This window comes from Burkholderia sp. JPY481 (assembly GCF_038900515.1).
GTDB lineage: Bacteria > Pseudomonadota > Gammaproteobacteria > Burkholderiales > Burkholderiaceae > Paraburkholderia > Paraburkholderia youngii.
Genome location: NZ_JAYMRT010000001.1, coordinates 129,663 through 142,646 on the forward strand (window position 1 = coordinate 129,663; position 12,984 = coordinate 142,646).

General features: G+C 65.4%; 11 protein-coding genes and 1 other RNA gene. 11 read left to right on the forward strand and 1 reads right to left on the reverse strand.

From position 1 onward, the window contains the following. Positions 1–428: 428 nt before the first annotated feature. The 8 genes from ffs (at position 429) to VSR82_RS00710 (ending at position 8,784) form a co-directional block, all read left to right on the forward strand. An RNA gene (gene ffs, locus VSR82_RS00675) (signal recognition particle sRNA small type) lies at positions 429–527 on the forward strand. A gap of 182 nt (positions 528–709) precedes the next feature. Then, the gene (locus VSR82_RS00680; RefSeq protein WP_429459415.1) at positions 710–3,214 is read left to right on the forward strand and encodes a DNA polymerase III subunit gamma/tau; all 2,505 of its coding nucleotides are present in this window, start codon (positions 710–712) and stop codon (positions 3,212–3,214) included. 73 nt (positions 3,215–3,287) lie between these two features. Then, positions 3,288–3,614 carry a YbaB/EbfC family nucleoid-associated protein gene (locus VSR82_RS00685; protein ID WP_008923976.1) on the forward strand — a complete coding sequence of 109 codons (327 nt, stop codon included), beginning with the start codon at positions 3,288–3,290 and terminating at the stop codon, positions 3,612–3,614. A gap of 141 nt (positions 3,615–3,755) precedes the next feature. After that, positions 3,756–4,352, forward strand: a complete 597-nt coding sequence (gene recR, locus VSR82_RS00690) for a recombination mediator RecR (RefSeq protein ID WP_018418135.1) — start codon at positions 3,756–3,758, stop codon at positions 4,350–4,352. A gap of 155 nt (positions 4,353–4,507) precedes the next feature. Next, positions 4,508–5,749 (forward strand): CaiB/BaiF CoA transferase family protein, encoded by a 1,242-nt coding sequence (locus tag VSR82_RS00695; protein WP_368582890.1) that lies wholly within the window; start codon positions 4,508–4,510, stop codon positions 5,747–5,749. A gap of 159 nt (positions 5,750–5,908) precedes the next feature. Further along, the gene (locus tag VSR82_RS00700) at positions 5,909–6,946 is read left to right on the forward strand and encodes an ABC transporter substrate-binding protein (protein WP_013089347.1); all 1,038 of its coding nucleotides are present in this window, start codon (positions 5,909–5,911) and stop codon (positions 6,944–6,946) included. Between the two features lie 128 nt (positions 6,947–7,074). Beyond that, the gene (locus VSR82_RS00705; RefSeq protein WP_429459412.1) at positions 7,075–7,887 is read left to right on the forward strand and encodes an ABC transporter ATP-binding protein; all 813 of its coding nucleotides are present in this window, start codon (positions 7,075–7,077) and stop codon (positions 7,885–7,887) included. A 72-nt stretch (positions 7,888–7,959) separates the two neighbouring features. Further along, positions 7,960–8,784, forward strand: coding sequence for an ABC transporter permease (locus tag VSR82_RS00710; RefSeq protein ID WP_429459410.1), 825 nt, complete (start codon positions 7,960–7,962; stop codon positions 8,782–8,784). Between the two features lie 78 nt (positions 8,785–8,862). Here the strand turns inward: VSR82_RS00710 and VSR82_RS00715 are convergent, their stop codons facing one another. Next, positions 8,863–9,837 carry an NADPH:quinone oxidoreductase family protein gene (locus VSR82_RS00715; RefSeq protein ID WP_429459408.1) on the reverse strand — a complete coding sequence of 325 codons (975 nt, stop codon included), beginning with the start codon at positions 9,835–9,837 and terminating at the stop codon, positions 8,863–8,865. A 223-nt stretch (positions 9,838–10,060) separates the two neighbouring features. Between VSR82_RS00715 and surE the strand changes: the two genes are divergently transcribed. From surE to VSR82_RS00730, 3 genes are read left to right on the forward strand one after another with little or no spacing between them, the layout of a single operon-like run. Beyond that, a complete protein-coding gene (gene surE / locus VSR82_RS00720; protein WP_013089351.1) occupies positions 10,061–10,819 on the forward strand; it encodes a 5'/3'-nucleotidase SurE in 759 nt (252 codons plus the stop codon). Continuing rightward, positions 10,816–12,027, forward strand: a complete 1,212-nt coding sequence (locus VSR82_RS00725) for a protein-L-isoaspartate(D-aspartate) O-methyltransferase (RefSeq protein WP_410849166.1) — start codon at positions 10,816–10,818, stop codon at positions 12,025–12,027. Before surE ends, VSR82_RS00725 begins: the two co-directional genes overlap by 4 nt. 5 nt (positions 12,028–12,032) lie before the next feature. Beyond that, entirely contained in the window at positions 12,033–12,983 is a 951-nt protein-coding gene (locus VSR82_RS00730) for a peptidoglycan DD-metalloendopeptidase family protein (protein WP_429459405.1), read from the forward strand. Position 12,984 lies beyond the last annotated feature (1 nt).

The following is a 12,984-nucleotide window of genomic DNA, read 5'->3' on the forward strand; positions in this document are numbered from 1 at the left end:
TATGCCGCATCCGGAGACTTGCCGCGCATGGCTGTGAAAATCAGAAAAACCGTCTGAAAAAACGCCGGATTTTCACGGAATGCGCGGAAAGAGTCGCGTATGCGGGTCTTTCAACTGGCAGTGTAGCTTAATTCGCTATGCGTTGCCGATGGCGATAGTACTCATCAGGTCAGTGTGGCCAATAGGTCGCCGCCGCGGCGTCGGCCGGTGTCTGCGGCTCACGGATGCCGCGTTGCAATCTAAATGGTGGCGGGCCCGACGAACTCAAGTGCCTCGCGTGGCGGGCGGCGTCGCGGCGCTGCGAGCTCGTCGGGCGGCGCGCAGGACGCGGGTGTAAACAGTACGAAGCCGTTCGAGGCGGAGCGTCGTTCGCGTTTTGCGCGTATCAACAGTCGCACAATGCGCGCGGCAATGATAGAATCTTTCGTGACGGGCCTCCTCGCATGGAGGGATGGTCAACCTGGTCAGGTCGGGAACGAAGCAGCCACAGCCGTTTTCCACCAGTGCCGAGGGTCGGGCTCGTCACCTTCCGTTTGCTTTTTTCTCCACGGCCGTTTTCTCGGCTTCTCTGCAGTTTCCCCGCAGTCATTCTCAGCTTCCGTATTGATCGTTCGCCGTATTCGGATGGCGCATCGTCGTGGCCGTGTCGCGCGTTCGCGCGTCTTGCCGAATCGGTTTTGCGCGCCATTGTTACTGATACAATTTCCGCATGACCTATCAAGTTCTCGCACGCAAATGGCGGCCGAAGGATTTTGCTTCGCTCGTCGGACAGGAGCACGTGGTGCGCGCGCTCACCCATGCGCTCGACGGCGGCCGTCTGCACCATGCCTATTTGTTTACAGGTACGCGCGGCGTCGGCAAGACCACGCTGTCGCGTATCTTCGCGAAGGCACTCAATTGCGAGACCGGCGTGACGTCGACGCCGTGCGGCGTGTGCCGTGCGTGTCGCGAGATCGACGAAGGGCGCTTCGTCGATTACGTCGAGATGGACGCGGCGAGCAATCGCGGCGTCGATGAAATGGCCGCGCTGCTCGAGCGCGCGGTGTATGCGCCCGTCGATGCGCGCTTCAAGGTCTACATGATCGACGAAGTGCACATGCTGACGAACCACGCGTTCAACGCGATGCTGAAGACGCTCGAAGAGCCGCCGCCACACGTCAAGTTCATCCTCGCGACCACCGACCCGCAGAAGATTCCGGTCACCGTGCTGTCGCGCTGTCTGCAGTTCAATCTGAAGCAGATGCCGGCCGGCCATATCGTGTCGCATCTCGAACGCATTCTCGGTGAAGAGAACGTGCCACACGAGGCGCAGGCGTTGCGGCTGCTCGCGCGCGCGGCCGACGGTTCGATGCGCGACGCGCTGTCGCTGACCGATCAGGCGATCGCCTATTCGGCGAACCAGGTCAGCGAAGACGCGGTGCGCGGCATGCTCGGCGCGCTCGACCAAAGCTATCTGATCCGTCTGCTCGACGCGCTCGCGCAAGGCGACGGCGCGGCAGTGCTCGCGGTCGCCGATGAAATGGCCTTGCGCAGCCTGTCGTTTTCGACGGCGCTGCAGGATCTGGCGAGCCTGCTGCATCGGATCGCGTGGGCGCAGTTCGCGCCTTCGTCGGTGCTCGACGAATGGCCGGAGGCGGCGGACTTGCGCCGCTTCGCCGACACATTGAGCGCCGAGCAGGTGCAACTGTTCTATCAGATCGCGACGATCGGCCGAAGCGAGCTGGGCCTCGCGCCCGACGAATACGCGGGCTTCACGATGACGCTGCTGCGTATGCTCGCGTTCGAACCGGCGCCGACGGGTGGCGGTGGCGGGGCGGCGGGAGCCGCTGGCACGCAGACCGGTGCGGCCGGCGCCGGTGCGAAGCGTTCTGGTGCACCGACGGTTGCCGCGCTGCGCGCGCTGTCGCCTTCGTCGGCGACGGCCATGGCAGCCGCTGCGCCGACTCGTGCAGTTCCGGTGGGCGTTGCCGGCGAGGAGCAGGACGATGCGATGAAATTGGCTGTGCCGGTTGCAAAGCCGATCGCTAAGCCCACGGCCGACACCGCGCAAGCTGAAGCAGCGCGCGTGACAGACGCACCGGCTATGCCCGCACGTCCGCTGGCACCGTGGGAAGATGCGCCCGCGAATGACGGTGCCGCGATCGCCAGTTCGACTGCGCCGGTCTCGAACGAATCTTCTGAAATTGCGCCTGGGTCCGAGCCGAGCGCGCTGACCCGCGCGGAAGAGACCGCGCCACCGGAACCGGAAGCGCGCCAGGAATTGACTGCCCCTGCTTCAACGGCGGCACCGGCGGCCTCGGCGGCCTCGGCCGAATCCGCGCCGCGTCGCGCGGGCGGCGCGAGCGCCGCGCTCGACGTGCTGCGCAACGCCGGCATGAAAGTATCGTCCGACCGCGGCCGCGCCAATACGCCCGCGGCCGCGAAGCCGGCCGCGCCGGTCGCCCCAAAACCCGCCGCGCCGCGCGTGGTCGTGCCGGTGCCGACGCCCGGTGCGCCCCGCCGCGCGTCGCAAGACAGCGCCGCTCAGGCTGCGCCCACTCGCGACGCCCGCAGCGACGCCAGCAACAACGCGCAACAGAACAGCCCGTCGAGTGCACCTTGGGACGACATGCCGCCCGACGACTATATGCCACTGTCGGCCGCAGACGACGCGTACTTCATTCCGCCAGACGACAACTTCGTGCCAGTGTTCGACCGCGGCCCCGACGACGTCCGCATGGACGGCCCGGCCGCGCAGGCCGCCGCACCGGCGCCGGTCGTCGATACGCGCCCGCTGCCGCCCGCCGTGCCGCTCGATCCGCTCGGTTTCACCGGCGACTGGCCCGCGCTCGCGGTCGATCTGCCGCTGAAGGGCATCTCGTATCAGCTTGCGTTCAACAGCGAACTGATGGCGCTCGAAGGCAATACGCTGAAGCTCAACGTGCCGGTGCCGCAATACGCGGAAACGTCGCAGGTCGCTAAACTGAAAGCAGCGCTCGTCGAGCGGCTCGGCCAGAACGTCGACGTGCAGGTCGAAGTCGGCCCGGCGCGCCGTACCGCTGCCGCGCACGACGCGAAGTTGCGCGCGCAGCGCCAGCAGGAGGCCGAGCGCGAAATCAGCGCCGATCCGTTTGTTCAGTCGCTGATTCGCGAGTTCGGCGCGAGCATCGTGCCGGGCTCGATCCGCCCGATTACCCCGGATGCCGCCCCGAACGGCGCGGCGCCGGCCCACTGATCCATCGTTCGCGGCGTCGTCGCAGAGCGGCGCCGGAATGCCAGATTTCACGCTATCTAGAAGGAGCACGTCCATGATGAAAGGCCAACTCGCCGGGCTGATGAAGCAAGCCCAGCAGATGCAGGAAAACATGAAGAAGATGCAGGAGCAACTCGCGCAGATCGAAGTCGAGGGGCAGTCGGGTGCCGGTCTCGTCAAGGTGACGATGACCTGCAAGAACGACGTGCGCCGCGTGTCGATCGACCCGAGCCTGCTCGCGGACGACAAGGACATGCTGGAAGATCTCGTCGCCGCCGCGTTCAACGACGCCGTACGCAAGGCCGAGGCGACCGCGCAGGAAAAGATGGGCGGCATGACCGCCGGCCTGCCGCTGCCGCCGGGCTTCAAGCTGCCGTTCTGAATCTGCTCTGATTGAGACCCGGCTGAGCGGTTGAGCGCCGCGGCGGTTCATTGCCGCGGTGCGAAAGCGCGCCCCGGTCCGACCACCACCTCGCTTCCCGATTCGCCCACCCGAGCACCATCCACGTCGACGCCGATCCGCATGAAACAACCTTCCGCCCTGTCGGCGCTCGTCGAAGCGCTGCGTGCGCTGCCCGGTGTCGGGCCGAAGTCCGCGCAACGCATGGCGTATCACCTGATGCAGCACGATCGCGAAGGCGCCGAAAAGCTCGGCCGCTCGCTGCTGTTCGCGACCGAGCATCTGCGCCACTGCGAAAAGTGCAACACCTTTACCGAAGCGCAGATCTGCGAGGTCTGCCTCGATGAGGAGCGCGATCCGTCGCTGCTGTGCGTCGTCGAAACGCCGGCCGACCAGATCATGCTCGAACAGACGATGACCTATCGCGGCCTCTATTTCGTGCTGATGGGGCGGTTGAGTCCGCTCGACGGCATCGGTCCGAAGGAGATCCATTTCGACCGGCTCGTGAAGCGTGCGTCGGATGGCGTCGTCAAGGAAGTCGTGCTGGCCACCAATTTCACCAACGAAGGCGAGGCTACCGCGCATTACCTCGGACAGACGCTGAAGGCGCGCGGCCTTGCCGTCACGCGTCTCGCGCGGGGCGTGCCGGTGGGCGGCGAGCTCGAATATGTCGACGCGGGCACGATCGCGCGCGCGATGCTCGACCGTCGTTCGATGTAGCCACGCGGCTTGTTGGCCGCCGCGGCACCCGTGAAGCCACGCGTCATCGCCAGCCGTGATGCAGACCGCGCGCACGGCGATACAAAACAATGCAACCCACTTGCAGGGGACCAGAGTAAGCGCTGTGCACCAACTCTGGCCGACAAAGGAGACTCATGAGCGCCAACCCCGATTCAGGCGCGAGCACCGCACCGCATGACGCACGCGGTCCGCTCGCCGGCGTCAAGGTGCTGGAACTCGGTACGCTGATCGCCGGGCCGTTCGCCGCGCGTTTTCTCGGCGAATTCGGCGCCGACGTCATCAAGATCGAAGACCCCAAAGGCGGCGACCCGCTGCGCAAATGGCGCAAGCTGTATCCGGAAGTGGGCGGTACGTCGCTGTGGTGGGCCGTGCAGGCGCGCAACAAGAAGTCCGTCACGGTCAACCTGAAAGCCGAAGAGGGCAGGCAGATCGTGCGGCGGCTCGCGAAAGAGGCCGATATCGTCGTCGAGAATTTCCGGCCCGGGCTGCTCGAAAAGCTCGGGCTCGGCTACGACGTGCTGTCCGCCGAGAACCCCGGCCTCGTGATGGTGCGTCTGTCGGGCTACGGCCAGACCGGGCCGTATCGCGATCGGCCCGGCTTCGGTGCGATCGCCGAATCGATGGGCGGTCTGCGCCATATCACCGGCTATCCGGACCTGCCGCCGCCGCGCATCGGCATTTCGATCGGCGATTCGATCGCTGCGCTGCACGGCGTGATCGGCGCGCTGATGGCGCTGCATCACAAGCAGGTGAACGGCGGCAAGGGGCAGGTCGTCGACGTCGCGCTGTACGAGGCCGTCTTCAACATGATGGAAAGCGTGGTGCCCGAATACGGCGTCTACGGGATGGTGCGCGAGCGTACCGGCGCGTCGCTGCCGGGCATCGTGCCGTCCAATACGTATCCGTGCCGCGACGGCAGCATCGTGATCGGCGGCAATAGCGATCCGATCTTCAAGCGGCTGATGATCGCGATCGAACGCGACGATCTCGCGAACGATCCGGCGCTCGCGCATAACGATGGCCGCGTGCCGCGCACGCAGGAAATCGACGCCGCGATCGCCGCGTGGCTGTCCACGCGCACGATCGACGAAGCGCTCGCGGTGCTGAACGCGGCCGATGTGCCGGTAGGCCGCATCTACAGCGTCGCCGATATGTTCACCGATCCGCAGTTCATCGCACGACAGATGATCCAGCGGTTCAAGTGGCAGGACGGCAAGGAAATCACGCTGCCCACGGTCACGCCGAAGCTGTCGGCGACGCCCGGCGAGACGCGCTGGCTAGGGCCGGAACTGGGTGAACATACCGATGAAGTCCTTCAATCACTAGGTTATGATGCTGACGGCATCGCGCGGTTGCGGGCGCAACAGATCGTCTGATGCGCACAGTGCAACGCATTGAGAAGAGCGCTTAAAGCGCCGCGCTGACGGACGATCCGCGCCGCGCGACCGGCAAGCCACACACCAAGCTCAAGCGCGTGCGCAATGCGCACACGGGCGGTGAAAGGCCGGACTAAAAAAATCTGGAGACAACGGACCATGCAACGCAGAACCTTCCTCGCCGGCGGTGCGGCGCTCGCGGGCGCCTCGCTCGCGGCCACACCGTTCGCTTTCGCGCAGGCCAAACCCGAGACCACCAAGGTCGCCATCGCGGTCGGCGGCAAGAACCTGTTCTACTACCTGCCGCTGACGATCGCCGAGCGCCGCAACTACTTCAAGGACGAAGGGCTCGAAGTCGAGATTTCCGACTTCGCGGGCGGCTCGCAGGCGCTGAAGGCAGCGGTCGGCGGTAGCGCCGACGTGGTCTCCGGCGCGTTCGAACACACGCTGCTGTTGCAGGCGCAAAAGCAGATGTTTCGCGAATTCGTGCTGCAAGGCCGCGCGCCGCAGATCGTGCTCGCGGTATCGAAGAAGACGATGCCGAACTTCAAATCGATCGCCGATCTGAAGGGCAAGAAGATCGGCGTGACGGCGCCGGGTTCGTCGACGTCGATCATGGCGAGCTTCGTGCTCGCGAAAGCCGGGCTCAGTCCGAAAGACGTCGCGTTCATCGGCGTGGGCGCGGGTGCCGGTGCGATCGCCGCGCTGCAGTCCGGGCAGATCGACGCGATCGCCAATCTCGATCCGGTCGTCACGCGCCTCGAGCGCGCCGGCGAAGTGCGCGTCGTGTCGGATACGCGCACGCTCGCCGATACGCACACCGTGTTCGGCGGCGATATGCCGGCGGGCTGCCTGTACGCGTCGCAGTCGTTCATCACGAAGAACCCGAACACCACGCAGGCGCTGACCAATGCGATGGTGCGCGCGCTCAAGTGGCTGCAGAACGCGAGCGGCAGCGAACTGATCAACACCGTGCCGGAAAGCTATCTGCTCGGCGACCGCGCACTCTATCTCGACGCGTGGCAGCACGTGCGCGAAGCGATGTCGCCCGACGGCCTGATGCCCGCCGACGGTCCCGCGACGTCGCTGAAGACGCTGAAAGCGTTCGATCCGATGATCCAGAACGCGCAGATCGATCTGTCGAAGACTTGGACCAACGACTTCGTGAAGAAGGCGCTGACGACCGTCAAGGCGTAAACGATGCGGCGCGCGCGTAGGTGTATCGAAGAGGACGTGGGCCGGGCGATTCGCCTTGTCCACGCCCACCGCCTTCAGCGTCGGCGCCACAACTCCCCGCAAACCCGATCCCTGAAGCGAGCCGTACGATGACCGTTGCTGCCCTGGCGCTCGAAAACATCACCTGCACGTTCGCTGCGCGCGACAACCGCGCGCAGCGCTACACAGCGGTCAAAGACACGACGCTGCGTATCGAGCCGGGCGAGTTCGTGTCGGTGGTCGGGCCGACTGGCTGCGGCAAGTCCACGCTGCTGAACATCGGCGCGGGGCTGCTGCAGCCGTCGGTGGGCGCGGTCAGCGTGTTCGGCGAGAAGCTCGATGGCCTGAATCGCCGCGCGGGGTACATGTTCCAGGCCGATGCGCTGATGCCGTGGCGCTCGGCGCTCGACAACGTGATGGCCGGCCTGTCGTTTCGCGGTATGTCGGCCGCAGACGCGCGCGCGAAGGCCGAAGAGTGGTTGAAGCGCGTTGGACTCGGCGGCTTCGGCGACCGCTATCCGCATCAGCTGTCGGGCGGCATGCGCAAGCGCGTCGCGATGGCGCAAACACTGATCCTCGATCCCGACATCATCCTGATGGACGAGCCGTTTTCCGCGCTGGATATTCAAACGCGGCAGCTGATGGAAAACGAACTGCTGGATCTCTGGGCCGCGAAGCGCAAGGCGGTGCTGTTCATCACGCACGATCTCGACGAAGCGATCTCGATGTCCGATCGCGTGGTCGTGCTGTCGGCCGGGCCCGCCACGCATCCGATCGGCGAGTTCCGGATCGATCTGCCGCGGCCGCGCGATGTCGCCGAAATCCGCTCGCATCCGCGCTTCGTCGAATTGCACGCGCAGATCTGGGGTGTGCTGCGCGATGAAGTGCTCAAGGGGTATCAACAGCAGCTCACCGCTGTTTGAGTGTGCCGCGCGTCCCTGCATGCGAATTTAAAGAGAAGACGCGTTCAACAATCGTCCAAGGCAATCCAAGTCATGTGGAAGACGTTGCGCCCAAACCGGGCGAATCTGGTGATCTGGCAGTGGCTGCTGCTCGTGCTGTGCTTCGTGCTGTGGTACGTGTTGACGAGTCCGACGCTGATGCCGCCGTTCTATTTCGACGATCCAAACAAGGCGGCCTTCTTCTTCGGCGAGCCGCAGAAAGTGCTGCAGCGGATCTGGGAGTGGTTCACCGGCGGCGAGATCTATCTGCACCTGTGGATCACGCTCGTCGAGACCGTGCTCGCGTTCGTGTTCGGCACCGCGATCGGGCTCGGCGTCGGCCTGTGGCTTGCGCTCGCGCCGATCGCGAGCGCGCTGTTCGATCCGTACGTGAAGGCCGCGAACTCGATGCCGCGCGTGATTCTCGCGCCGATCTTCGGCGTATGGTTCGGCCTCGGCATCTGGTCGAAGGTCGCGCTCGGCGTCACGCTGGTGTTCTTCATCGTGTTCTTCAACGTCTACCAGGGCGTGAAGGAAGTGAGCCCGGTCGTGCTCGCGAACGCGCGCATGCTCGGCGCGAACCGCAAGCAGCTGCTGCGCTTCGTGTATCTGCCGAGCGCGATGAGCTGGGTGTTTTCGAGCCTGCATACGTCGGTGGGGCTGGCGTTCGTCGGCTCGGTGGTGGGCGAGTATCTGGGCTCGGCGCGCGGCGTCGGCTATCTGATCCTGCAGGCCGAAGGCACCTTCGATATCAACACCGTGTTCGCGGGCATTCTGGTGCTCACCGCGTTTGCGCTGATTCTCGACGCGATCGTCGGGATCGCGGAGCGGCGTTTGATGAAGTGGCAGCCGCGCACCGGCGATACCGAGAAGCTGTGAGCGTGGATCGCAAGCGGCGCGGCGCCCGAAATCGCCTTCGGGCGCCGCGCCGTTTTTCATGCTGCCTGATTGGTTGCACTACGGCGTGATCACCACCTTGCCGATCACGCGACGCTCGGCCATATCGCGCAACGCGCGGCCGGTGTCCTCGAGCGAATAGCGGGCCGATACGTAAGGCTTGAGCTTGCCTTCGCGAATCCAGCCGGTCATCTGCTCGAATGCCGCGCGGTTGCGCTGCGGCTCGCGCCTGGCGAAATCGCCCCAGAACACGCCGACCACGCTCGCGCCCTTGAGCAACATCAGGTTCAGCGGCAGCTTCGGGATCTCGCCGTTGGCAAAGCCGACCACCAGATAACGCCCCCGCCAGCCGATGCTGCGAAACGCCGGTTCCGCATACACGCCGCCGACCGGGTCGTAGATCACATCAGGGCCTTTGCCGTCGGTGAGCGTCTTGATGCGCTCGCGCAGATCCTCGCTGCTGTAGTTGATCGTAGCGTCCGCGCCGTGCTTGACGCAGGTCGCGAGCTTCTCGTCGTTCGATGCCGCCGCAATCACGCGCGCGCCGAGCGCCTTACCGATTTCGACCGCAGCCAGCCCGACGCCGCCAGCCGCGCCGAGCACGAGCATCGTCTCGCCAGCCTGCAGCGCGCCGCGATCGACCACCGCGTGATGCGAGGTGCCATACGCGAGCGTGAACGCGGCCGCGAGTTCGAACGACACATCGTCGTCGAGCGGCACGCAGGCCGCGGCGGGTGCGAGCGCCTGCTCGGCGAAACCGCCGGAGCCGGTGAACGCCGCCACGCGAGAACCCGGCTTGAACTGCGTGACGCCTTCGCCCACCGCGCGCACGATGCCCGCGGCTTCCGAGCCCGGCGTGAACGGCAGCGGCGGCTTGAACTGGTATTTGTTCTCGATGATCAGCACGTCGGGAAAATTGACGGCTGCGGACTTCACGTCGATCACGACGTGGCCTGGCGGCGGTTCGAGATCCGGCAGGTTATCGACGACCAGGCTCTCGGGCGGCCCGTACTGCTTGCAGCGAATCGCACGCATCGTGTCTCCATATCGTTCAGGGTTCGCAACGGTTTCGAGTGTAAAGCAAAGCGCACGACCGTACGATATTGCGCTGCGGGTTGCGACGCAAGGCAGCATCGTTGCGCTCGACGCAAGCATCCGCGCACCTGAAAAACACCAGCTCGCACGACGCTCGTGCACGCCACGCCGACACCCCGAGCATGCCGTTCGCGTGCCATCTTTCCTCGGTTACAATCGGCGCATGCGAATCCTACTCAGCAACGACGACGGTTATCTGGCGCCGGGCCTCGCCGCGCTTTACGAAGCGCTGAAGCCGATCGCCGACGTCACCGTGATGGCTCCCGAACAGAACTGCAGCGCCGCGTCGAATTCCTTGACGCTGTGGCGGCCGCTCTCGGTCCTGCGTTCGGCGAATGGCTTCTACTACGTGAACGGCACGCCGACCGACTCGGTGCACATCGCACTGACCGGCATGCTCGACCATACACCGGACCTCGTCGTGTCGGGTATCAACAACGGCCAGAACATGGGCGACGACACGTTGTATTCCGGCACCGTTGCGGCCGCCACCGAAGGCATCATGTTCGGCGTGCCCGCCATAGCGTTTTCACTGGTCGACAAAGACTGGGTGCATCTCGAAGACGCGGCGCGCGTTGCCGCCGAAATCGTCGCGCATTATCTCGAACGGCCGTTGCCGGGGCATCCGCTGCTGAACGTCAATATTCCTAACCTGCCGTATGACCAACTGCGCGGCTGGGAGATCACCCGACTCGGCAAACGTCATCCGTCGCAGCCGGTGATCCGCCAAACCAATCCGCGCGGCGAACCGATCTACTGGATCGGCGCCTCGGGCCAGGCGCGCGACGCGAGCGAAGGCACGGACTTCCACGCGGTCGCGAACGGCGCCGTGTCGATCACGCCGCTGCAGCTCGATCTGACTTACACGCAAATGCTGCCCGCGGCGCGCGACTGGCTACGCGCCGGGAGCGGCAGTTCATGACCGGCGAGCGCGCGAAGCGCTTTCCGCTAGGTCTCGAGGACCTGGTGCGCGAACCGCGCCGGCCCGAGGGACGTCCGGGGGAGATGCGCGCGGCGGCGCTCGCGGCGAGCGCGGCGTTGAATGCGCGGCAGCAGTCGGCGAAACCGACGCAGGGCGGCGCGGCCGCACGAGCGCAAGCGAGGACTTCCGCTGCTGCCCAATCCACGCCGACGACACGACCCCAGGTGATTCCCCAGGCGAAGACGCAAAGCACTACGTTGGGCACGCCAACGGGAACCACCGGTGCGATGCCGCCGAAGCCGCAGGCCGCGCCAGTCGCAAAGACAACGGCGAATTCGTTGTCCGGTGGATTGGCGGGGCAGCCTGTCAAGCAAGCACCGAAGTCGTCGGTCAAGCCAGGCAAAACCTCGACGCATGCGTCTGCACACAGCGCACGTCCGACACCATCACCACTTCAGCCGCAACTGCAGCAAAGCGCGAAACCCGCGTCGAACGCCGCGCTAGCCGGTGCAATGAGCGGCGCATTCGGCGGCGCGAGCAGCGGCGCGATGAACAACGCCCTCGCGCTGACCTCGGAACGGGTTCGCGAACGGATGGTCGAACGCCTGCGAGCCAATGGCGTCAGCGACCAGCGTGTGCTGAACGCGATGGCGGCGGTGCCGCGCCACATGTTCGTCGATCCGGGGCTTGCGGCCCAGGCGTACGAAGATGCCGCGCTGCCGATCGGTCATCACCAGACCATCTCGAAGCCGTCGGTGGTCGCGCGGATGATCGAACTCGCGGCGGCCGGGCGCGCGCTGAACACGGTGCTCGAAATCGGCACCGGTTGCGGCTATCAGGCAGCGGTGCTGAGCCAGGTCGCGCGCGAGGTTTATTCGATTGAACGCATCAAGCCGCTGTCCGAGCGCGCGAAGACCAATCTGCGTCCGCTGCGCATTCCGAATATCCGGCTGCACTACGGCGACGGTCGGCTCGGCTTGCCGTCGGCGGCGCCGTTCGACGCGATCGTGATCGCGGCTGCCGGGCTCGACGTGCCGCAGGCATTGCTCGAGCAGCTTGCGATCGGCGGACGTCTGGTTGCGCCGGTCGGCTCGCAGGAAGGACAGAGCCAGGTGCTGACGCTGGTCGAGCGCCTCGGGCCCGCGCAATGGCGCGAGTCGCGGCTTGATCGCGTTTTCTTTGTACCCTTAAAATCCGGAGTGATTTGACACCGATGAGTATGTTGCGCGCGATGCAGAGAACCACCCCGAATACCCCCCTGACCGTAACCCAGCGCAGCGTGTGCGTGCTCGCCTTGTCCCTGTTGATGACGGCCTGTGCATCCCGGCTCGACCAGGCGCCCGTCGTCGACCGCTCCGGCGGCGGCGTGCTCTCCACCGCGCAGGGCGCGGCGCAACCGGCGGTGCCGCTCGGCCCGCCGCCGCCCGGTTACTATCGCGTGAAGCCGGGCGATACGCTGTACCGCATTGCGCTCGAGAACGGCCAGAATTACCGCGACATCTCGACGTGGAACAACCTGACCAATCCGAATCAGATCGAAGTCGACCAGTTGCTGCGCGTCGTGCCGCCGGGTGCGAATACCGCGGCCATGACGCCGGGCGTGTCGACCGCGCCGATCGGCAGCTCGGGCGCGGTGCAAAGCGCGCCACTGAATAACAACGCACCGGCCGCGGTCGGCGCCGCGATGCCGCCGCTCTACGGCGGCGCGACGAACGGAACGCCCGCGAATGGTGCGGCAGCTGCGCCTGCGGCCAATTCCTCTGCGGCGAACGCCGAGCTCGGCAGCGCGGCGGCGGGCAACGTAGCATTTGCATGGCCGGTGCGCGGTCCGCTGCTCAACACCTTCAACGACTCGACCAATAAAGGCGTCAATATCGGCGGCTCCGCGGGCGAGCCGGTTAAAGCGTCGGCCGATGGTCGCGTCGTTTATGCCGGAAATGGGCTGCGTGGTTACGGCAATCTCATTATCATCAAGCATGATGCAACTTATCTCACCGCGTATGCACACAACCGCGCTTTGATGGTAAAAGAGGGGGACGCGGTAACGAAAGGGCAGAAGATCGCTGAGATGGGCAATAGCGATTCCGACCGCGTGATGTTGCATTTCGAAGTTCGCCGACAGGGTAAACCAGTCGACCCACTGAAGTATTTGCCGCCGCAATAAG